Origin of the sequence: Azospirillum agricola (assembly GCF_020005195.1) — a bacterium.
GTDB classification, from domain to species: Bacteria; Pseudomonadota; Alphaproteobacteria; order Azospirillales; family Azospirillaceae; genus Azospirillum; species Azospirillum agricola.
On record NZ_JAIFZR010000002.1, the window covers coordinates 668,200 to 689,270 of the forward strand.

At 64.9% G+C, this 21,071-nt stretch carries 17 protein-coding genes; 5 read left to right on the forward strand and 12 right to left on the reverse strand.

All coding sequences use genetic code 11. The features are described from left to right. Positions 1–457: 457 nt before the first annotated feature. The 7 genes from JN22_RS05920 to JN22_RS05950 all read right to left on the reverse strand — a co-directional run bounded on the left by JN22_RS05920 (position 458) and on the right by JN22_RS05950 (position 10,403). Positions 458–1,093: a nuclear transport factor 2 family protein gene (locus tag JN22_RS05920; RefSeq protein WP_085553024.1), complete on the reverse strand. Its 636-nt coding sequence runs from the start codon at positions 1,091–1,093 to the stop codon at positions 458–460. 131 nt (positions 1,094–1,224) lie between these two features. After that, entirely contained in the window at positions 1,225–2,586 is a 1,362-nt protein-coding gene (locus JN22_RS05925; protein ID WP_179166048.1) for a DUF1329 domain-containing protein, read from the reverse strand. A gap of 100 nt (positions 2,587–2,686) precedes the next feature. Continuing rightward, positions 2,687–3,448: a glucose 1-dehydrogenase gene (locus JN22_RS05930; RefSeq protein ID WP_085553026.1), complete on the reverse strand. Its 762-nt coding sequence runs from the start codon at positions 3,446–3,448 to the stop codon at positions 2,687–2,689. 121 nt (positions 3,449–3,569) lie between these two features. Next, positions 3,570–5,945: an efflux RND transporter permease subunit gene (locus JN22_RS05935; protein WP_085553027.1), complete on the reverse strand. Its 2,376-nt coding sequence runs from the start codon at positions 5,943–5,945 to the stop codon at positions 3,570–3,572. 8 nt (positions 5,946–5,953) lie between these two features. Next, positions 5,954–7,060 (reverse strand): WD40/YVTN/BNR-like repeat-containing protein, encoded by a 1,107-nt coding sequence (locus tag JN22_RS05940; RefSeq protein ID WP_085553028.1) that lies wholly within the window; start codon positions 7,058–7,060, stop codon positions 5,954–5,956. Between the two features lie 65 nt (positions 7,061–7,125). After that, the gene (locus tag JN22_RS05945) at positions 7,126–8,778 is read right to left on the reverse strand and encodes a DUF1302 domain-containing protein (protein ID WP_179166049.1); all 1,653 of its coding nucleotides are present in this window, start codon (positions 8,776–8,778) and stop codon (positions 7,126–7,128) included. A gap of 170 nt (positions 8,779–8,948) precedes the next feature. Continuing rightward, entirely contained in the window at positions 8,949–10,403 is a 1,455-nt protein-coding gene (locus tag JN22_RS05950; RefSeq protein WP_211099576.1) for a DUF1329 domain-containing protein, read from the reverse strand. 175 nt (positions 10,404–10,578) lie between these two features. On the opposite strand from JN22_RS05950, the gene JN22_RS05955 reads away from it, so the two are divergent. The 5 genes from JN22_RS05955 to JN22_RS05975 all read left to right on the forward strand — a co-directional run bounded on the left by JN22_RS05955 (position 10,579) and on the right by JN22_RS05975 (position 15,209). Then, complete coding sequence (locus JN22_RS05955) at positions 10,579–11,463, forward strand: SDR family NAD(P)-dependent oxidoreductase (RefSeq protein ID WP_211099577.1); 885 nt, start codon at positions 10,579–10,581, stop codon at positions 11,461–11,463. 265 nt (positions 11,464–11,728) lie between these two features. Beyond that, positions 11,729–12,412 carry a hypothetical protein gene (locus JN22_RS05960; RefSeq protein ID WP_085553032.1) on the forward strand — a complete coding sequence of 228 codons (684 nt, stop codon included), beginning with the start codon at positions 11,729–11,731 and terminating at the stop codon, positions 12,410–12,412. Positions 12,413–12,457: 45 nt separating this feature from the next. Then, positions 12,458–13,402 carry an alpha/beta hydrolase gene (locus JN22_RS05965; protein ID WP_085553033.1) on the forward strand — a complete coding sequence of 315 codons (945 nt, stop codon included), beginning with the start codon at positions 12,458–12,460 and terminating at the stop codon, positions 13,400–13,402. Between the two features lie 55 nt (positions 13,403–13,457). Beyond that, positions 13,458–14,318 carry an SDR family NAD(P)-dependent oxidoreductase gene (locus JN22_RS05970; RefSeq protein ID WP_085553034.1) on the forward strand — a complete coding sequence of 287 codons (861 nt, stop codon included), beginning with the start codon at positions 13,458–13,460 and terminating at the stop codon, positions 14,316–14,318. Between the two features lie 138 nt (positions 14,319–14,456). Continuing rightward, a complete protein-coding gene (locus JN22_RS05975; RefSeq protein ID WP_085553035.1) occupies positions 14,457–15,209 on the forward strand; it encodes a TetR/AcrR family transcriptional regulator in 753 nt (250 codons plus the stop codon). Positions 15,210–15,343: 134 nt separating this feature from the next. Here the strand turns inward: JN22_RS05975 and dmpG are convergent, their stop codons facing one another. The 5 genes from dmpG to JN22_RS06000 all read right to left on the reverse strand — a co-directional run bounded on the left by dmpG (position 15,344) and on the right by JN22_RS06000 (position 21,050). Then, entirely contained in the window at positions 15,344–16,366 is a 1,023-nt protein-coding gene (gene dmpG / locus JN22_RS05980; RefSeq protein ID WP_085553036.1) for a 4-hydroxy-2-oxovalerate aldolase, read from the reverse strand. Positions 16,367–16,380: 14 nt separating this feature from the next. Further along, a complete protein-coding gene (locus JN22_RS05985) occupies positions 16,381–17,304 on the reverse strand; it encodes an acetaldehyde dehydrogenase (acetylating) (RefSeq protein ID WP_449658092.1) in 924 nt (307 codons plus the stop codon). A 434-nt stretch (positions 17,305–17,738) separates the two neighbouring features. Then, on the reverse strand, positions 17,739–19,643 hold the full coding sequence (locus JN22_RS05990) for a flavin-containing monooxygenase (RefSeq protein ID WP_085553037.1): 1,905 nt from the start codon (positions 19,641–19,643) through the stop codon (positions 17,739–17,741). A gap of 195 nt (positions 19,644–19,838) precedes the next feature. Beyond that, the gene (locus tag JN22_RS05995) at positions 19,839–20,024 is read right to left on the reverse strand and encodes a hypothetical protein (RefSeq protein WP_085553038.1); all 186 of its coding nucleotides are present in this window, start codon (positions 20,022–20,024) and stop codon (positions 19,839–19,841) included. Between the two features lie 51 nt (positions 20,025–20,075). Continuing rightward, the gene (locus JN22_RS06000) at positions 20,076–21,050 is read right to left on the reverse strand and encodes an aldo/keto reductase (RefSeq protein WP_085553039.1); all 975 of its coding nucleotides are present in this window, start codon (positions 21,048–21,050) and stop codon (positions 20,076–20,078) included. Positions 21,051–21,071: the final 21 nt, after the last annotated feature.

The window sequence follows — 21,071 nt, forward strand, 5'->3', positions numbered from 1 at the left end:
CCACTCGCTGGCCAGGAAGAGGCGACCGGCCCCCAATGTCCAGCTCTGCCCTACCCATGCCTCCTCGACACGGCGCTGGGCCAGCGCTACGCTGGTGCCGCTCCGGGCCAACGCACGGGCGATGCACGGGCGATGCCTTGGCCGCCTCCCTGGCCACCGCCAGCCACCAGCGCGACACGCCCATCAAGTGGCTTGGTCATGGGAATGCTCGTCCGTCCTGTCCGTAAGGCCGGATGCTCGATGCAGCCCCGACGACACCCGCCATGGCCGGTGAGAAAGATGCCGGTTCCTGCTCCGTCGGCGGCGCCTGATGGCGGAACTGCACGACCGGCTTCGGATCGCTGATGACGACCCCGCCAAACGAAACCGCCTCAGCCAATCCCGCGGCCAACAGGCTTTCGACACGATCCCGCGTCGGGTTGCCGGGTCCGGTCGGACCAGTCGCTCGTCGTGGACATCAGCTCCGCACGCGCGGCTTTGGCAGGGGATGCCCCCTGCGCATGGTGTCGATGAATTTTTCGAGCGGCGCCGGATCGGCCACGGGGAGGGCCGAAGGTCCGCCGCTCCGCTCCCAGAACGCCTTCCAAGAAGGGAAGAGATCGTGGAAGCTGCCCTCATAGGGCGGAACGCCGGGCCACCGCATCTTGCGGCCGCCTATGGGCGGCTTGTTCAGATCGCTCGCGTACCAATAGAGCGGCAACCGGCGTCGGAAATACCAGCGTCCGTCGAGGCGCTCGTAGCGGTCGAAATACATCATCTGCATGATGACCCAATCCGCGCCGCTTTCGTGCTCGTTCTTGGAATAGACGATGCCTTGGGCGTGGTCCGGATCGTCGAACTCGATGATGTGGCCGCCGATGTGATGCGACGTGCCGTCGAACTGCCGGGAATGGGTCTCGTCGAACCAGTCGCGGAGCGCCTTGCGCCCCGATCGGCCGCCACCGACCGCCACATCTTCGGGAAACAGGTTCACCCAGGCATCGGAGTCACGCATGTCCAGCGCCAGCGAATATTTGGCGGCAAGCTGGCGGATGGCATCGATCGATTCGAGCCGATCCAACCGGCCCGCAATCTCTTCAAATCGGTCGCTCATGTCTTGTCTTCGCCGGGACTGTGAGTGGCTCCCGCGTCACGCACAAATGCGCTCAGGGCGTGACGGGGAGATTGGGGAGAAGCGCGCGACCGGGGGACCTCGTGGGAGACCTTGTCCCCCACCCTTTTCGATCAGCGCGTTCCCGCAGCCGCCAGCGCATCGGGGGTGTAGTAGCTGGCAGGGCTCTTCGGAAGCCAATTCAGAGGCTTGGGCGAACCGGAAATGTCCCCCTCCATCAAATAGACCCCGTTCTGAAGATTGATGCTGAAGTAGCCGGCAAAGCCCGTCATCGGTCCATCGGGGCAGACATACTGGGTGAAATAGGTGACTTTCCAGGGCTTCTCGTCGGCCGAGAAGGAGTCGACCATCGCGAAGTTCCAACTGTCCTCATCGATGTAGACCACCCGATGCGGCACCGTGTTGCGCTGCCCGGGCTTGACCGTCATCTCCACCACCCAGACACGGTGCAGCTCCCAGCGCACGACATCCGGGTTGGGGACGTTCGGCGTCAGGATGGTCTCGGTCTTGGCCAGCGCGATGTTGTTGTTGTTGTAGGGGATGAACATCTCCTTCTTCCCCAGCAGCTTGACGTCGAAACGGTCGAGCGCGCCCGAGACACCGTAGGACTCGTCCATGTTGGTCATGCCCGAGGTGTAGGAGTTCGGCGCGTCGTAGGCGAGGTTCGGCGCCTTGCGCAAACGACGCTGCCCGGCCAGATACTGCCAGACGTCATTCTTGTTCGTGTAGGTGTCGATCGGATAGCGGATCAGCATCATCTCGCCGTTCTTCACCGCAGGCCCGGTGAATTCGGTGCGGGTCAGGCTGAAGAAACCCGGCCCTTTCTGGTATCCTTCAAGGCTGTTGGTCTGGTCATACATCGGGTAGGCGACCCGCATGCTCAACTCCGACAGCATGACCTTTTCGCCGCTGGCCATCACCACCCAGTTCCTGGCGACGGTTTCCATTTCCGGCACGGTGATGCGCATCTGAGCGTTCCAAATCACCTCACGGCCGGTCTTCGGGATCGGGAACGGGGTGCCGCCGAACGCGTTCTCCACGGTCAGGCCATCGTTGGTGGTGATGGTCCGGGTCGCGTTCAGAAAAGTCTGATCGTAACTCCATTGCGAAAAGCCGACCGTGCGGCGGGTGGGATAGACGTCGATACGGAAATTCGGGTGCTTGGCCATCAGGGCCATCAGGTTGGGGGACAGCTTGTCCTTGTATGCCCCCATGGTCTTCGCATCGATCGAGAACTGGAGCTTGTCCTCGGGATGGATCGCCGGCCGCGGGTCACCCGGCTTGAAACCGGGAGGCGCCTTGGTCAGGCCGCCGGTCCAGGCGGGAATGGTTCCCTCCTTGTTGCCCGCGCGTTCGGCACCCATGGGTGTCAGCGCACCCTTCAGCGCCTCCGCTTCCTGCACCGTGACGGCCGCCTGCGCGCCATGCACGGCGGCCATCGCCAGCAGGCCGATGAGCCCGATCCGAGAAATCATCCGTTCCGCTCCTGGAAATCGTTTCCATGCAAAAGGCCCCCAAAGCGTCGGCAGCGGGAGACCGTGACGCCGCAAGCCCGCTTCGCCGCGCGCCGTGGGATCAAGCGGCGGTGAAGCCGCCATCGACGACCAGCGCGTGGCCCGTCACATAGCTGGCCTTGCTCGAGCTCAGCCAAAGGACCGCCTCGGCAATCTCCTCCGGAGTGCCGATGCGGCCCAGAGCCGTCGCGGCCTTCGCGTATTGCGGCATCACCTCGGGGCCGCCGATCTCGGGACGGGACGTCATCGGTGTCGCGATGATACCGGGACACACCGCGTTCACACGGATCCCATGCGGCCCGAACTGCAACGCGGCCTGCCTGGTGGTGCCGATCACCGCATGCTTGCTGGTGACGTAACCGGGCTGCATGGGGTTGCCGACAAGGCCGTTGATCGACGAGGTGTTGACGATGGAGCCGCCACCCAGCTTGAGCATCGCAGCGATCTCGTGCTTCATGGCCAGGAAGACGCCACGACAGTTCACCGCCATGGTCCGATCGAACTCATCGACGTCGTAGTCCGCCTTGAACTCGATGTTGATGCCGGCGTTGTTGACGGCGCAGTCGAGGCGTCCGTATGCCTCCAACGCCGTGTCGACCAGGCGGCGGATATCCTCCTCCCGGCTTGCGTCGGCGACGCAGGCAATGGCGGCCCCGCCGGCTTCGACAATGCCGGCAACGGTGGCCTCGGCATTCAGCGGGGAGACATCCGAAACGACGACTCTCACGCCGTTGCGCGCGAAAGCCTGGGCGGTGGCGCGGCCGATGCCGCTGCCGGCACCCGTCACCAGCGCCGTGGCGCCGTCGGGAAACGCATCACTCATCGAAGAGGCTCCAGGATTGATCGTTGTGATTGGAAGTCGGTTCGCCGGCGTCCGGAGCGCTGCCCCGCCCTCACACCCCTCCCACCGTGCTGGGGCGGCCGTGCGACGCAACGGCCTCACGCTAGCGGGGCAGCAGGAAGTAGGCGAGCGCGGGCAACAGAACCAGCGCGCCCAGCATGTTCCACAGGAACATGAAGGCCAGCATCAGTCCCATGTCGGCCTGGAACTTGATGGGCGAGAAGACCCAGGTCGCCACGCCGATCGCCAGGGTGAAGCCGGTCAGCATCACCACCTTGCCGGTGAACAGCAGCGCCTGATAATAGGCGGTCGACAGCGTCATCCCCGCCCGGAGCGCCGCCAGCACGATGCTCAGCACATAGAGCGCGTAGTCCACGCCGATGCCGACACCCAGCGCGATCACCGGAAGCGTCGCCACCTTGACGCCGATGTTGAGATGGACCATCAGCGCCTCGCCCAAGATCGAGGTGACGACCAGCGGCAGCACCGCGCAGACCACCGCCTGCCAGGAGCGGAAGGTGATGAAGCACAGCAGGATCACCGCCGCGTAAACCCACAGCAGCATCGACCGCGAGGTTTCCTTGACGACGATGTTGGTCGCCGCCTCGATGCCGGCGTTGCCGGCGGCCAGCAGCAGCTTGGATTCGGCAGTGTCCTGGGCGCGGAAGGACTCCACCGTGGACACCACCCGTTCCAGCGTCGCCGCCTTGTGGTCGGCCAGCGAGACGACGACCGGCGTCTGTTCGCAATTGCGGCCCACCAGATCGACCGGCACCATCGACGTCATCTGATTCAACGTGAGTTGGTTCGGCGTCAGCTCGTACCATTTCAGGCTGCCCTCGTTCAGGGCGGTCTGCATCAGCCGGCTCATCCCCGCCAGGGAATTGGTGGCCGTCACACCAGGCAGCTTGCGCAGAGCGGTCTCCATGCTGTCCATCCGCAGCAGGGAGTCGTAGGACGCGCAGGTGCCGGGCGTTGTCTTCACCATGGCGACCAGCATGTCGCTGCTCATGTTGTAGTGGCTGATGAGATAGGCGTTGTCCTGGTTGTAACGGGAGTCCGCGCGCAGTTCCGGGGCGCCGGGATCGAGGTCGCCGATCTGGAGCTTGTGGCTTTCGAACCAGCCGCCGACGGTCACCACCGCCGCGACCGAGACGGCGAGGATCGCCCACCCCCGCCGGGTGAAGAGGTCGAGGAAACGCCAGACGACATGCTTTTCGGTTCCGGCCAGCGCCTCCGTCTCCGACCGCAGGCTGCGTTCGGCGGCCTGGGCGTTGACGCCGGTGTAGCTGAGCAGGATCGGCAGCAGGATCAGGTTGGTGAACGTCAAAACCGCAACGCCGATGCTGGCCATGATCGCCAGATCCTGGATGACGCGGATCTGGATGATCAGAAGGACGCCGAAGCCGACGGCATCGCACATCAGCGCGGTGAAGCCGGCGATGAAGAGGCGCCGGAAGGTTTGCCGGGCGGCGATCAGCTTGGGCATGCCGCGACCGATGTCCTGCATGACACCGTTCATCTTCTGCGCCCCGTGGCTCATGCCGATGGCGAAGACAAGGAAGGGCACCAGAATCGAATAGGGATCGAGCGCGTAGCCGAACAGCGGCAGCAGGCCAAGCTGCCAGACCACCGCGATCAGCGAGCACGCCACCACCAGAAAGGTGCTGCGGACGCAGCGCGTGTACCAATAGACCAGGACCGACGCGATCACGATGGCGATCCCGAAGAAGAACAGCATCTGCTGCAATCCCTGGATCAGGTCGCCGACGATCTTGGCGAAGCCGGTGATGTGGATCCTGATGCCGTCGCGGTCGAAGCGCGCGCGCAGTTCCTCCAGCCGGTCGGACAGACGCCCGTAGTCGAGCGGCTCGCCGGTGTTGGTGTCCTTTTCCAGCAGGGGCGCCAGAATGATGGTCGAGCGGAAATCATTCGCGACCAACTGACCGACGATCCCGGCGCGCTGGATGTTGCGCTGAAGCTGCTCCAGGGTCTCGGGCGACCCGTCATACTCGTCGGGCAACACCGGACCGGACGCGAAGCCTTCCTCCGTCACCTCCGACCAGCGCGTGCCAGGCGTCCAGATCGATTTCATGAATTGGCGGTCGATCCCCTCCATCAGGAAGGTGACGTCGTTGATCTGCTTGAGCGCTTCGATGTAGCGCGGGTCGATGATCGATCCCTTGGTGTTCTCCACCACGATCCGGACGACGTTGCCCTGGAATTCCTGGGCCAGCGAATTCTTGTTGGCGAGGTAGTTCTGGATGTAGGGATGGCCGGTGGGAATCATGTTCTCGTAGCTGGCGTTCAGGCGGATGTGCAGCGCCTGCCAGCCGAGAAGAAGGGTCACCGCCGTGCAGAGGAGAACGATCAGCTTGCGGTGGCCGAACAGGGAACGTTCGATCCAGGAACCGGCGCTTGGGTCGAACGCGACGTCCTTGGCCCGATCACCCATCGCCTTCAGATGCGCTTTTGCCATGTGAGCCACTACCGCGAAAGAGGTGAATAGACCGGCAGCACACCGGCGGGGCCGACACCCAGAACCGTGCCGTTCGCCGCCTCGACCAAGCCGGCCAAGGGAAGCCGCACCGGACTCTCGACCGGAGCGAAGCGCGACGATCCGGCTTCGCGGCGGAACAGCTGGCCGCCCTGGTCGGCCACCAGCACGCCGCCATCCCGCAGCGCGATGGCGCTGGTCAGGGTCGCGCCGCTCTTCAGGTCGAGCGGCGCCCAGGTGACGCCGCCGTCGGAGGATTGAAACGCGTTGCCCCGCAGCCCGAAAATCAGGACATCCTTGGGAGAGGTGGCGAGCACCGAGAAGAAACTGCCTTCGTAGGGCGAGTTCAGCGTCTCGAACGACGCGCCGGCGTCGCCGCTGCGCAGAACCGTCCCCTGTTCGCCCACCACAAAGACCGTGCCGTTCCCCTGCATGGTGGAGACGGCGTTCAGGTGAAGGTGCCGGTTGTCCGCGATCGCCGCGACCGAAGGCTCCCACCGAGCGCCCGCGTCGTCGGTGCGGAACGCCAGGCCGTAGGAACCGACGACCAGCGCGCTGCGCTCCCCGAGTATCAGCAGGTCCAGAAAGGGCTTGTCGGGCCCGTCCTTCACCATCCGTTCGGCCCAGCGGACCGCATCGTCGGAGCGGTCGCTCCCGGTGCGCCGAAGGGCATCCTCCAGCAGCAACCGGGCGGCCGCGACGCCGTCGAGTTGCTTGCGCCACGTCTCGCCGCCGTCCTCCGTCTGCAACACGACGCCGAAATGACCGACGGCCCAGCCGCGCCGCGGGGTAGCGAAGCGGACCGCCGTGATGCTCACCCCGACCGGGACGGCGGCTTGGCGCCACGTCTGCCCGTTGTCGTCGGACAGGAACAGGATCCCCCGTTCGCCCGCCACGACGAGCCGGTTTCCCGCCCGCGCGCCGCTGAGAAGGAACGGCCGCGCCGCCGGGCTGGAGGAGAGGGCGGGCGAGTCCAAAACAGACCAGCGGCCTGACGCCGCCGCCGCTCCCCCACCCTGGCAGATCCCGGCCACGAGCGCGAGACAGCACCCCCATCCAAGAAACTTCGGCCGTTGACGCTTCATGTTCCTGCTCATCGTTTTTTCATCCCGGGTGTCCTGCGTCCAAGGGACGCCGGACACCCCTCATTCCAACCCGGTGCTCAGAAGGTCCGCTGAACGTTGAAGCCGATGAAGTCGCGATCGGCGAAGGGCTGGCGGGCGAGGTCGCCCACGAAGTGGGTGTAGCTGAGGCCGCCCTTCCAGACGGTCTGGTAGGTCAAGGTCGCCGCCAACGAGACGGTGCCGGACTTCCGGCTCATGCCGGGATCGATCAGCGAATCGCCGAACAGGCCGAAACGCACGTTCGGGCCGACGCTCACATCGAGACCGGGCATCACCTGGTAATAGTCGAACATCACGCCGACCTGCAGAGCGGCTGCGGAGCGGCTTTTGGCCGGGTCCAACAGGCTGACGGCGCTGTTGTTGTTGTGGGTGTTGACGACGTGGTTGAACGCCAGTTCGCCGGTGACCGTGCCGCCGTCCCACAGGCCGGCATCCGAGCGCGGCAGCGCGTAGAGGCCGGAGAACTGGGCATGCAGCGTGTCGCCGGTCGGGTACCAGCGATTGTCCTTGCCGTCGCCCTGCTGTCCGGGAAACAGCACCAGACCGACATTCGGGTCGTAGGCGAGCGGCTGGTTGCGCCGGAAGCTGACTTCGCCGCCGACGTTCGCGTCGCCGATGTTGGTGGTGTAGCTGGCGCCGTACAGCTCGATCCCCTCGGGGAAGGCCAGATAATATTCCGGCGTGAAGGCGCGGGTCAGGGGGGTGTAGACGACCGGGTCCTTCGCGTTGAAACGCAAGGCGTAGAGGCCGACCGAGTAATCGCCATCGTCCGGGGTGTATTTCACCGAGGCGCCATACTGGCCCGACGCCCCCTTCGGCTTGCGGTCGCTCTGCCGGGGGCCGACGCAGGTGCGGTCGGGGACCGCCATGCCGAACAGACAGCTGCCACCGTAATCGACGAAATCGACCGGACTGAAGAAGCTGCCGACGCCGGCGTTGCGGTTCCGGCGCCATTCGAGCTGATAGTAGGCGGCCAGCGAGACGTTCGGCGTGACCTGCAACTGGCCGCCCACCTGGGCGACCGGCATGATCAGTTCCTTGACCTGCGATCCCGGAACGCTGAGCGCCTTGATGGTATCGAGCGGCGCCATACCGGCGGCGATGCCGTTGTTGCCGAAATACAGGCTCTCACCCCACAGCTGGGCGTAACGGCCGAGGCGCAGATTGATCGGCATGTCGGCGATCTCGCTGCGACCGTAGGCGAAGGCATCGAGAAGCTCGATGTTGCGGCCATGGAGCTGGCGCGTCTTCGACGGGAAGTCCCGATTGGAGATCGTGCCCGGCTGGTTGTAGGTGCCGTTGGAGTTGTTGTCGGTCGCGCTGTTGTAGACGGTGTCGTACCAGGCCGCGGCGCTGGCCCGGAACCCATAGGTCTTCTGATAGTTGACGTCGAATTCCGACAGCAGGTCGACACGGTTGGAGATCGGCCCCTTGCGGAAGTTCCGGTCGCCGTCGTCGCGTTGCGCGGCCGTCAATCCGTTGACGACCGGACCGTTGATGACCTGGTCGGACGGGTTCTTGGTGCGGAAGGCGGCCGAATATTTCAGGGTGTTGTCCCACGAGATCTGCCAGCCATCGTCGTCCAGCAACGACGCCGCGCCGACCGGAGCGGCCATCAGCGTCGCGCCGGCCGCCAGGGCGGACAGGACACCGATCCTCCCGCCGGCGAGCCGGTCACGAAAGCTGGGCAAGGACGCGGCCTCTCGTTGGGTCTTGCGTCCGGAAATAGCGTTGAGCATGGTCCCCCCCATGGAATAGCGAATGTTCTGGTCGCGCTTTGGCTCGCCATCGGGCGGTGCGCCGTCATGGCCCGGGCAGCCCAACGCGGCCGGGATTGGCTGTCAGCATCCCCAATGCCGGGTCAGCGCACCCCGGCGGCGGCAAGCGCATCGGGCGTGTAGTAGGAGGCCGGGCTGCGCGGCACCGCGTTGAGAGGCTTGGGCGAACCCGCGATGTCGGCTTCGTAGAGGTAGGTGCCGTTCTGAAGGTTCACGCCGAAGGCACCGGTGTATCCCACCGCCAGTTCGTCGGAGCAGACATACTGCGGCATATAGGTGATTTTCCAAGGCTTCCCGTCCGCCGAGAAGGAGTCGACAACGGCGAAGTTCCAGGTGTCCTCGTCGATGTAGGCGATGCGATGGGGCACCGTGTTGCGCTGTCCGTCCTTGATGGTCAGTTCGACCGCCCAGACGCGGTGCAGCTCCCAACGGACCGTGTCCGGGTTGGGATAGTTCGCCCTGACGATCTGGTCGGACGACATCAGCACCATGTTGTTGTTGTTGTAGGGAATGAACATCTCCCGCTTGCCCAGCAGCTTGACGTCGAAGCGGTCGAGCGGCCCGGCAATGCCATAGGATTCATCGACGTTGGACATCCCCGACGTGTTGGGATTGGGCGCGTCGTAGTTCAGATTCGGCGCCTTGCGCAGACGACGCTGGCCCGCCAGATACTGCCAAATGTCATTCTTGTACTTGAAGGTGTCGGCCGGCACCCGGATCAGCTGCATCTCTCCGTTCTTGACCGGCGGTCCAGTGAATTCCGAACGGCCGACGCTGAAGAAGCTGGAGTTCTTCTGGTACTCGTCCAACGTCAGCTTCGGATCGAACATCGGCGAATACCAACGCTGGTTCACTTCGGAGAGCAGAATTTTCTCACCGCTCGCCGTCACCGCCCAGTTCTTCGCGAGATACTCGAATTCCGGCATGGTGAAACGCATTTGAGCATTCCAAACCACTTCGCGGCCGGTCTTGGGGATCGGGAAAGGCGGGCCGCCAAACGCGCCTTCGACGGTCAGGCCGTCGTTGGTGGTGGTGGCACGGGTCGCGTTCAGAAACGTCTGCTCATAGGCCCACTGCGGGAAAGCGGCGGTACGGCGGCTTGGATAGACGTCGATGCGGAAATCAGGGTATTTGGCCATCAGCACCATGAGGTTGGCCGATAGCTTGTCTTTGTATTTGTCCATGTTCTTCGAATTGATCGAAAACTGGACCTTGTCCTCGGGGTGGATCGCCGGACGCGGGTCTCCCGGCTTGTAGCCGGGGGGCGCCTTGGTCAGACCGCCGGTCCAGGCGGGAATCGTTCCCTCCTTGTTGCCCGCGCGCTCCGCACCCCACGGCGTCAATTCCCCTTTCAGTTTCTGGGCCTCTTGCGGGGAAACCCCGGCCTGCGCCGTGTGCGCGACGAGCAACGCCAGCGCGCTCAAAAAGCCCGTTCGAATCATCATGCGCTCAAACTCCCCGTTTGTTTTTTCCGTTCGGCATCCGATGCCGTTCCGCGCTGGCAAGCGCGCTCTCATACAGTCGATGGCATGCTGCATGATCCGTTTCGGAGATTCCAGCATATTCGTTGATACTGCGCACAATTTCTACGAATAACCATGATATTCACGCTCCATACCATCCCATTGCGGCCCGTCAGCCCGAACGGCACCACGCGCCACCACAAGGCCACCGACGAAATTTCTTTCCATCTATGCGTAGCAAAATGTATTATTGAATACGCATTTCCTGAAAATTTCCGACGCCAACCCATATGGCGCGGAACAACAATCGCAAGGAGGGATCGCCATGAATCGTTTGGCCGCAAATCGCTTGAAGGATCGCGTCGTGGTCATCACCGGCGGCGCGAAAGGCATGGGCGCCGCCACCTCGCGCCTGCTCGCCCGCGAGGGGGCTTTTGTCGTGATCGCCGATATGGCCGAGGCGGAGGGCGCTGCCTTGGCGGCCGAAATCGGCGGCGAGTCGGTCTTCTGCAAGCTCGACGTGACCCGCGACGCCGAATGGCAGAGCGTGATCGAAACGGCGATGCGTCGTTGGGGCCGCATCGACGCGCTCGTCAACAACGCCGGCGTCGTCCTGTTTTCCGACATCGAAAACCTGGACGAGGCCGACTTCGACCGTGTCATCGGCGTCAACGTGAAGGGCGCGTTCCTCGGCATCAAGCGGGTCGGCCACGTCATGAAAGCGGCCGGCAAGGGCGTCATCGTCAACATCTCCTCGATCGACGGGCTGCGCGGAAGCAGTGGCGTCGCCGCCTATGTCGCCAGCAAATGGGCGCTTCGCGGCCTCACCAAGGCGGCCGCGCTCGAGTACGGCCACCATGGGATCCGCGTGAATTCGGTCCATCCGGGCGGCGTCGACACGGACATGGGCAATCCGATGGGCCTGCGAGGCGAGGCGAGGAACCGGGGCTACGAGAGCGTTCCCCTGCAACGGATCGGCGAGCCCAGCGAGATCGCGGCGGCCACCCTGTTCCTGTGCTCCGACGACGCCTCCTACATCGCCGGAGCGGAACTCGCCGTCGATGGGGGCTGGTCGGCCGGTCACTATCATGTCGGCCTTCCAGGCGCTCCCGCGAGGCTGACGACGGCCGGCTGACGTTTCCCCGACCATCCGCTCCCGCGCCTCGGCGGAGTCGCCAGGGAACCCGTTCGAGAGGAATGCGCCGGATCCTCCACCTCCCGGACCGGGAACGCCCCCCAAACGCAGCATCATCCGGCATGTCAGCGCCCATCGATTTTTATAAGTAAGGACTTGCTTACACCTTGCCGCCGGGGCGAATCAAGTGTAATCCAGACAACTGATTGCTGGATATGCGGAGCATTTTCCCCACGCGGCGCAACCAAGAACCGGAAGAAACGCCATGGAAATCCTGAGTGAAACCGCGCGCCAGCGGGTGACGCGCACCATAGGGCATGTCGCGCTGAACTATCGAAACGCGAGCGAGGGTCCACTTGCCGCGCAACTCCTTCAGACGCTTGGCTTTCACCTCGTCCAGGACATTCCATTGCCGGGCGGGGAGCGTTTTTATCAATTTCTGGTCGACGGCAAAGCGGGCAATAGGGGGGATGGCATCATCTACCTGGCGCCGCTTCCAGCGGCCGACCGTGCCCTGTTCGCCGCCATCCACGAAGCCCTCGGCGTCGGCACCGCGCACGAACACCCGGCTCTCGGCCCCTTTCGGACCGCGCAGGCGAACGACCCCGAACACGGGTTCCATGTCGGCCTTCTCGTCGATTCCCTGGAATGGATCGAAGAGAAGATGCTGACGCTTCAGGAACTGGCCGACAGCGACACGCCCTTCAAGAACCGTCTGAAGTTTCTGTGCAACAGGGCGCCGCGTGGCGCGGCGGACATCGACGAGCGGCTGGATTCCTCGCCGCTGTTCTCAAGCACCCCACGCTTCATCTACGGCCGCAACGCCGTCCAGGCCTTCATCGAAACCGACATTCTCTCGGCGGGACCGCTCGGCGAGAAGATGGTGATCGAGCTGGACTACGTCTTCCCCGGCTATCCCGACAACATGTTCACGGCGACGATCCTCTGAACGCCCGCGCCGGTCGTTGCGGCGCATCAACGCCATGAGAGAGCGATGAAGATCCATCCACAGCTGCAAGCCTTCGCCGCCGGCGCGGCCCAGTTCCCGAAAGCCGGAAGCATTCCCGTCGCCGCCTTGCGGGATCTGGTGCGCCAGGCATCGACCGCCTTCCCCCCCGTGACGATGCCGATCGGCAAAATCGAGGACCGCTTCATCGACGGCCCCGGCGGCGCCCTTCCCATCCGCCTCTACACCCCGGTCGGCGAAGGGCCCTGGCCGGTCGTCGTCTATTTCCACGGCGGAGGCTGGGTCGTCGGCGATCTCGACACGCAGGACATGATCTGCCGCGGCCTGTGCCACGGTGCCGGGAGCGTCGTCCTGTCGGTCGGCTACCGGCTGGCTCCGGAGCATCCCTTTCCCGCCGCGCCGGACGATTGCTGGGCGGCGACGCTGTGGGCCGACGCTCACAGCGGGGACCTCAACGGCATCCCCGGCCAGATCGCCGTCGCCGGGGACAGCGCCGGGGCCGTGCTGGCCGCCGGCGTGGCGCTGCGCGCCAGGGACGAGGGGGGGCCGGCGCTCCGCGCGCAGGTTCTGATCTACGGCCCTTGCGACTACCCCTCGCTGGACACGCCGTCGGTCCGGGAGTTTCGCGACGCCCCGATCCTCGGGGCCGACGACGCCTTCTATTTCTGGGGGCAGTATCTCTCCAAACCCGAGACCGAACGGCTCCATCCCCTGGCCGCGCCGCTGCGCGCCGCCAGCCACGCCGGCCTCGCCCCGGCCTTCGTCTGTGTCGCCGAGATCGACCCGTCCCGCGACGACGCCGAAGCCTATGGACAGGCTCTCGTCGCGGCGGGCGTGCCGGTGATGACGCGGCGTTACGTCGGCATGCTCCACGGCTTCGTGTCCTGGCTCGGCATGGTCGATGCGGCGCAGGACGCCATCGACGACGCGAGCGCTTGGCTGAAGATGCATTTCGCGACCCCCCGCCGCTGACGCGCCGGGCGGTCCATCGCACAAGCGGGCGCCCGCGCCCCACCAGGAGACAAGAATGGGTAACAGCAGCGAGGCTTTCGCCGGCGGCGTCGCCGTCATCACCGGCGCGGCGGCCGGAATCGGCGAGGGCCTGACCCGCCGCGCCAGTGAACTGGGCATGAAGGTCGTGATCGCCGACATCTCGGCCGAAGGGGCCGAGACGCTGGCGGCCGAACTCCGCGGCAAGGGGCGCGAGGCGATGGCCGTTCGGGTCGACGTCTCCAGGCCGGAGGAACTGGAGCGGCTGGCCGAGCAGGTTCACGCGAGCTGGGGCGACGTCCGGCTGCTCGTGAACAACGCCGGCATCGAAACCATCGGCATGAGCTGGGAAATCCCGGCCGCAAGGTGGGAGCAGACGCTGAACATCAACATCCACGGCGTGGTTCACGGTGTTCGCGCCTTCGCGCCGCGCATGCTGGCGAGCGGCAAGCCGGCCTGCATCGCAAACCTGGCTTCGACCGGTTCCTTCGGCATCATGCCGACGCAGACCGCCTACATCATGACCAAGCACGCGATCCAATCCTTCACGGAATGCCTGTATCTGGAGATGCAGATGACCGGAAAGCCGGTGCAGGTCTCCACGATCGTGCCCGGAATGGTCAAGACCCGCATCTTCGAGGCGAGCGCCGGGACCGGTGAGCCGACCGGCGCCGACCGCCACCGCGCCGTGATGCGCGAGCTGATGGCCAATTACGGCATGGATCTGGCCGCGGCCGCGGAGGTCATCTTCGACAAGCTGGCCACCGGCGCGTTCTGGATCGACACGCAGCCGGACATGACGCGGGACATGATCGACGGCCGCATCGCCTTCCTGACGGAACGCGCCGCTCCCCGGCTGGCCCCCATGGCCCGCTCCCTTCTCGGTTTGGACGGGTAACCTCGCCTGTGGAAACGGGACGGCCGGCGACGGAGCCATTCCATCGCCGGCCTGCCTCTTGCGACGTGGCGTTGTCTTCGCCAATGTAGCGCCACGCTTTCCATTCATTGCTACGCAGATATGGATTAGACCGACTCCATGACCCGCAAACGCCTGCTCAGCGCCGACCGCCGCGCATCAATTCTGGAAGCCGCAACCAAGATCTTCGCGGAGTTCGGTCACAGCGGAGCGAAGACCCAGCGGATCGCCGCCGAGGCCAAGGTTTCCGAAGCGCTGATTTTCCGGCATTTCGCCTCGAAGGATATCCTGTATTGCGCGGTTTTGCGCAAACTCATCAAGGACCAGGACGAGACGTTCAAGGCGCTGGGCGGCCTCAGCCCCGACACCGCCGGTCTGGTCGCGATGATGCACGGGTATTTCAAAAATTCGTTGAGCGGCCTTGCCAAACCAAACCCGGAGAGCATCCGCGTCCTGTATGCCAGCCTGGCCGGAGACGGCACTTACGCGCGGCTGACCTATCGGCGCTCGCTGAGACTCAGCCTGGCCCCCTTGAAGGCCGCGCTGGACGGCGCCCGGTCGGCCGGCGATCTGGTGGGCGAGACCGTCGATCCGATCAATGTCGTCGCGCTGCTCGAACATCTGGGTTCCAACCTCTGCGTCGCGCGCCTGCGGGACAAGCCGACGGTCCAGTACGCCGGCACCGAGGAGGAACTGTTGCGCCAAATCGTTTTCTTCTGCGGCCGTGGCATCGGGCTGACCGAAGCCGCCATCGCGACCCATTATCCCACATCCATTCCCGCGCCCCGGCCCCCTCCTCCTTCCACGCCGCCGGAAAGGAAAAAGCGGCCGCGGTCGTCCAAAGCCAGCGCGGAACGGAAGGAAGCGCCATGATGCCGTTGGCGGGGCAAGCGCACAAAATCTTGGAAAAAGGAGCCGGTCTCCCTTGCGGGTGACCGGCTCAAGCACCGCACAGCACGAGGGAGGACCGTGGGCGGCGTTGTTTCTCCAGCGAGCCCTTTGACCGCTCAGGCCGCCGAGGTTTCGCGTGTCTTCACGAGATCGAGGGCGACATCGACGATCATGTCCTCCTGGCCACCGACCATCTTGCGGCGGCCGAGCTCGATCAGGATTTCCCGGGCGTCGATCCCATAGGTCCTGGCCGCCTTTTCCGCGTGGCGCAGGAAGCTGGAATAGACGCCGGCATAGCCGAGCGACAGGCTCTCGCGGTCAACCCGAACCGGCCTGTCCTGCAACGGGCGCACCAGACCGTCGGCCGCGTCCATCAGCCTGAACAGGTCGCAGCCATGGTCGTAACCCATGCGGTCGAGGACGGCGATCAGCGCCTCCAGCGGCGCGTTGCCGGCACCGGCTCCCATGCCGGCCAGCGAACTGTCGATGCGCACCGCCCCATGCTGGACGCCGATCACGGAGTTGGCGACGCCGAGGGTGAGGTTGTGGTGGGTGTGTATGCCGACCGTGGTTTCCGGTTTCAGCTCCTGGCGGAACGCCTTCACCCGTTCGGCAACGCCGTCCATCAGCAGCGCGCCAGCGGAGTCCACCACATAGACGCACTCGGCGCCGTAGCTTTCCATCAGCTTGGCCTGCTCGACCAAGGCGCCCACCGGCAGCATGTGCGCCATCATCAGGAAGCCGACGGTGTCGAACCCCAGCTCGCGCGCATAGGCGATGTGCTGGCGGGACACATCCGCCTCGGTGCAGTGGGTGGCGACACGGACGCTGCGGGCGCCGGCCGCGTAGGCCTCCTTGAGATCCTCCTTGGTGCCGATGCCGGGGATCAGCAGCACGGTGACCTTGGCGTGGGTCAGCACGTCGGCGACGGCCGAGATCCACTCATGGTCGGTGTGGCTGCCGAACCCATAATTGAAGGTGCCGCCGGCCAGACCGTCGCCGTGGCAGATCTCGATGGCGTCGACCTTGGCCTCGTCCAGAGCCTTGGCGATCCCCGCAACGGTGTCGAGGCCGTACTGATGACGCAGCGCGTGCATGCCGTCGCGCAGCGTGACGTCCTGAATGTAGAGCTTGCTCATGCCGACCTCCTCCCTCAGGCTTTCAACGTCCGCTCGACCCAGCGGTCGGCGGTGGCCATCGCGGCCGAGGTCATGATGTCGAGATTGCCCGCATAGGCCGGCAGGTAGTGGGCGGCCCCCTCGACCTCCAGGAAGATCGAGGACTTCAGCCCGGCGAAGGTGCCGTAGCCGGGGATCACCAGAGGGTCGTTGTCGCCGATGCGCTCGAACTGGACCTTCTGCTTCAGGCGGTAGCCGGGGACGTAGCTCTGCACATCCTGCACCATCGCCTGGACGGAGGCTTCGACCGCCTCGGGCTCGGCGCCCTGGGAGAAGGTGAAGATGGTGTCGCGCATGATCAGCGGCGGTTCAGCCGGATTCAGGACGATGACCGCCTTGCCGCGGGCGGCGCCGCCCACCGACTCGATGGCGCGCGATGTGGTTTCGGTGAATTCGTCGATGTTGGCGCGGGTGCCGGGACCAGCCGACCTGGACGAGACCGACGCGACGATCTCGGCGTAGGGCAGCGCCTTGGACACGCGCTTGACCGCGTAGACCATCGGAATGGTCGCCTGCCCGCCGCAGGTCACCATGTTGACGTTGGGCTGGTCCAGATGCGCGTCGAGATTGACGGGCGGGACGACATAGGGGCCGATGGCGGCTGGGGTGAGATCGATCACCTGTTTGCCCGCCGCGATCGCCACCTCGGAATGCTTCTTGTGGGCGTAGGCCGAAGTGGCGTCGAAAACCACTTGGACGTCGCGCCATTCCGGCATCGCGACCAAACCGTCCATGCCCCCCGCGCAGGTCGTCACGCCCATGCGCCCGGCCCGCGCCAGACCGTCGGAGCCGGGATCGATGCCGACCATCACGCCCATCTCCAAATGCCTGGAGTTGCGCATGATCTTGATCATCAGATCGGTGCCGATGTTGCCCGAACCGATGATCGCCACCTTCACTTTCGCCAAACCACCCTCCCCCACGGTCAACCTTCTGATTGCCGACAACACGGCACTGGACGCCGGGCCCAGCGGATCGGAGAACCGGCCAGCACCAGGACGGATCTAAGATCTTTTTACGCATTCAGTCAATATGACACATCAATAGACGATCAACGCGTTATCAGTTCGGAAATTCATAACGCAAATTGCTATTTTCTTTGTCGAGAACGTCAAAAATCCGGCTGGACGGAGCGAGGTTGCACGCTCCCCGCTCCATCTCGCCCCGACACGCCATGAGTCGGACGCCGTGTCCGGGACCGACGGTCCGATTTCTCTGACCATTCCCCATAGAGCTGGCGGCACTGGGTTGCCCGATGCTTCCTATGGAAATGTCCGGATTCCCGCCTTCATAGGGATGGCGGCGAGCAACCATCCATCACAATCGGATGGCATCACTCGATCCGGTAATCCTCCAGCTTGGGTGAACGGGTCATCGTCCAGTAATCCACCAGCCGGTAGGGGCTGGCCAGGATGACGCGACCCTTGCTGTTCTTGTGATAGCTGTCAGCCTTGGGATGCGACCACACCATCCCCTTCATCACGCGCTCGGTCTCGGCGTTGAACGCGTCGGCGGCTTGCTGGGTCGGCTCGATGGTCGTGGCGTTGCGGGCACGCAGCAGGTCCAGGCATTCGATGATGTAGTGGATCTGCGCCTCGACAATCAGGTTGACGCCGGCGGCGTGGGCCGGCCCGCTGCTGGGGCCGACGGTCAGGAAATAGTTGGGATAGCCTGGAACCGTGACCCCCAGATAGCCGCGCGGATCGTCGTCCCCCCATTCCTCGCCGAGATTGCGCCCGCCGCGGCCGATGACCGTCATCTTGCCGACCATCTTGGCGATCTCGAAACCGGTGGCGCAGATGATGACGTCCACCGGCACGATCCCGCCATCCTTCAGCACGATGGATTCGGCGGCAACCTGTTCGATCGGCGTGTTCTCCAACGTGACGTTGTCACGCCGCAGCGTGTTCAGCCACTCGACATCCATGACGATCCGCTTGCCGAACACCGGGTAGTCGGGCTTCAGCTTCTCGATCAGGTCGGGGCGATCGCCCAGCTTGGTCTGGAGATTGCCCAGACAATACTGGCGCACCGCTTCGTTGCGGGCCGACACCGAGACGTCTTGCGGCCAGTTCGGGTCGATCTGGCTGTCGGCGTACAGACCGTCGGAGGTGAACCAGTAGGTGCGGAAACGGAACCATTCCGGATAGTGCGGAATGTGGCGCAGCGCCCAGCGCACCCCCTCGGGCACCGGCGTCCGCTGGTAGGGCAGGCACCAGTGACGCGAGCGCTGGAACACGGTGAGCTGCGCGACGTCGCCGGCGATGGCGGGGCCGACCTGGGCGGCGCTGGCGCCGGTGCCGATGAGCGCCACCCGCTTGCCCTTCAGATCGAGCGAGGGATTCCAGCCGGCGGTGTGGACAGCAACGCCCTTGAAGTCCGCCAGCCCCGGAATTTTCGGCATCGACCAGCGATTCAACGGGCCGTGGCAGTTGATGACGGCGTTGGCCACGACGCTCCGGCGGCCCTCCGGACCATCCAGCCCGACCGTCCAACGGCCGGAGGCGTCGTCGAAGACGCAGTCGACGACGCGCGTGTTGAACCGAATGTTGCGGCGCAGGTCGTATTTGTCGGCGACCCGCCGCAGATAGGCCTGCACCTCATGCCCCAAGGGGATGTAGTGCGTCCAATCCGGATTCAATTCGAAGGAATAGGAGTAGAAATGGCTGGGGGTGTCGACGGCGACGCCGGGATAGACGTTTTCCAGCCACGTCCCACCGATGTCGCCGTTCTTCTCGATGATCTGGTAATCGTAGCCGGCCTCACCCAGCTTGATGCCGGCGAGCAGGCCGGTCAGGCCGGCACCGATCACCAGCACCTTGAAGCCGGCCGGCGGAGCGGAACGGTCCGGCTTGTTCTTCAGCGGCTCCGGCGGCTGGAAGCCCATCTGTTCGAGCAACAGCGGCACGAACTCATCGGTCACCGGCTCGCCGACGTTGATCTCCATCATCCGGCGCATCAGCGCCGGCGGCAGCGGCTGTTCCTCCGGCGGGGGCGAGCGCGTCAACAGCGCAAGCAGCCTCTCCTCCAGCTCCGCGCGCATCGCCGCCGGAAGCGGTGCGATGCCGGGGTTGTAGGGCGAACCGACATAGGGGGCGAAGCGCTCCAGCAGAGCCTCGTCCCGCGTGTGGTGCACCAGCACCATCAGCAACGTCGGCATATCGGCGACGGCAAGGGCGCCGCGCAGAGCCTCATGATCCGTGATCGGCAAAGCCGGAAGCGTGGTGTGTGCTGCCATGCTCGAAGTCGTCCTCGATGTGGTGGCGTTGCGGCCGCCGGAGCGGACTGACGGTCCGCGCGCCCGCTCGCCAGCGTGGTTGTGCGGCTGTTCGCCGTCCGCCGCCCCCATCGTCGTGCGGGGCGGGCGGGCATGTTCAAGATAAGTTAGTAAATACTAACAAACATTGATGCTGTCAAGCCGGACCATATTTTCTCACGGAACAGCCGCGAGGCCGATCAAGGCCGGAGGCCGCACTTCCGGACGGGCCTTCTTGGAAGCCGTTTCCGGTTCCAAGGCGCTGAAACATGAAAACCCGCCGCCGCCGGTGTTGGCGGGCGGCGGGCGGCGGGCCGCCTCGGTCGGAATGCGCACGCGCCGCGGCATCGTCAGGCCGGACATACGCCTTCCAGCACAGCGCGGGGCGCTTCGTCTTTCGTTCGCCGACGGACTTCAACACCCCGTTTGCAGGCGCCGCACCTCGTCCGCCGTCAGGATCAGGCGGGTCGCATCGACGCTCTCGACGATCTGCTGCGGCTTGCTGGCGCCAATGATCGGGATCGTCACCAACGGCTGCGACGTCAAGGCGGCGAGCGCCACGTCGTTCAAGCTGGCGCCACGCTCCTCAGCGATCCGCTTCAACGCGGCGAAGCGGCCGCGATTGATCTCGTTGACGTAGATCGCCTTCAGATCGTCCGGCAGCCCATCTTCGCCCACCGCATCCAGCTTGGTGAAATAGCCCCGGCTCTGCGCCGAATAGGGAATCATCGTCAGGCCACCCTCATGGAGCGGCTGGAAGCCGTCCTCGTAATAAGGGCCATAACCGGAAACCGCCGCGACCTCACGGTTCGGGACAGCCAGACCCCAGAATGGCTGGCAGGCGATGAAGCCCTCATGGCCGACGCTGCGGGCGTAGGCCTGCGCCTCGGCGATGCGGGCCGGCGACCAGTTGGACGCACCGAACCAACCGACCCGCCCGGCCTTTTGATGACCGATCAAGGCATCGATGATCGGCTCGACCGGCTGCGCCTCGTCGTCGGCGTGCAGCCAGTAGAGGTCGATCCGGTCGACCTGGAGATGCTCCAGGCTTTCCTGGAGATCGCGCCCGATGTGGGCCGGCGTGACGCGCTTCTGGTAATCCATCGCCTTCAGGTCGAAGAAGCCGCCCTTGGTGGCGATGACGAAATCGTCGCGCCGCCGGCTCTTCAACCAGGCGCCGACGGCGCGCTCGCTGGCCCCCTTCGGGACGTCCGGGATCCAGTCGCCATAGGACCGCGCGGTGTCGATGAAATTGCCGCCGAGTGCGGCGAATTGATCGAGCAGCGCGTTCGCACGCCCCTGGTCGACCGCGGTGCCGAACATGTTGGTGCCCAGGCACAGCCGGCTGACCGCCAGCGAACTGTTCTTCAGCGTGATCTTGGACAACATCTCTAGCCTCTTGTTGTTCGA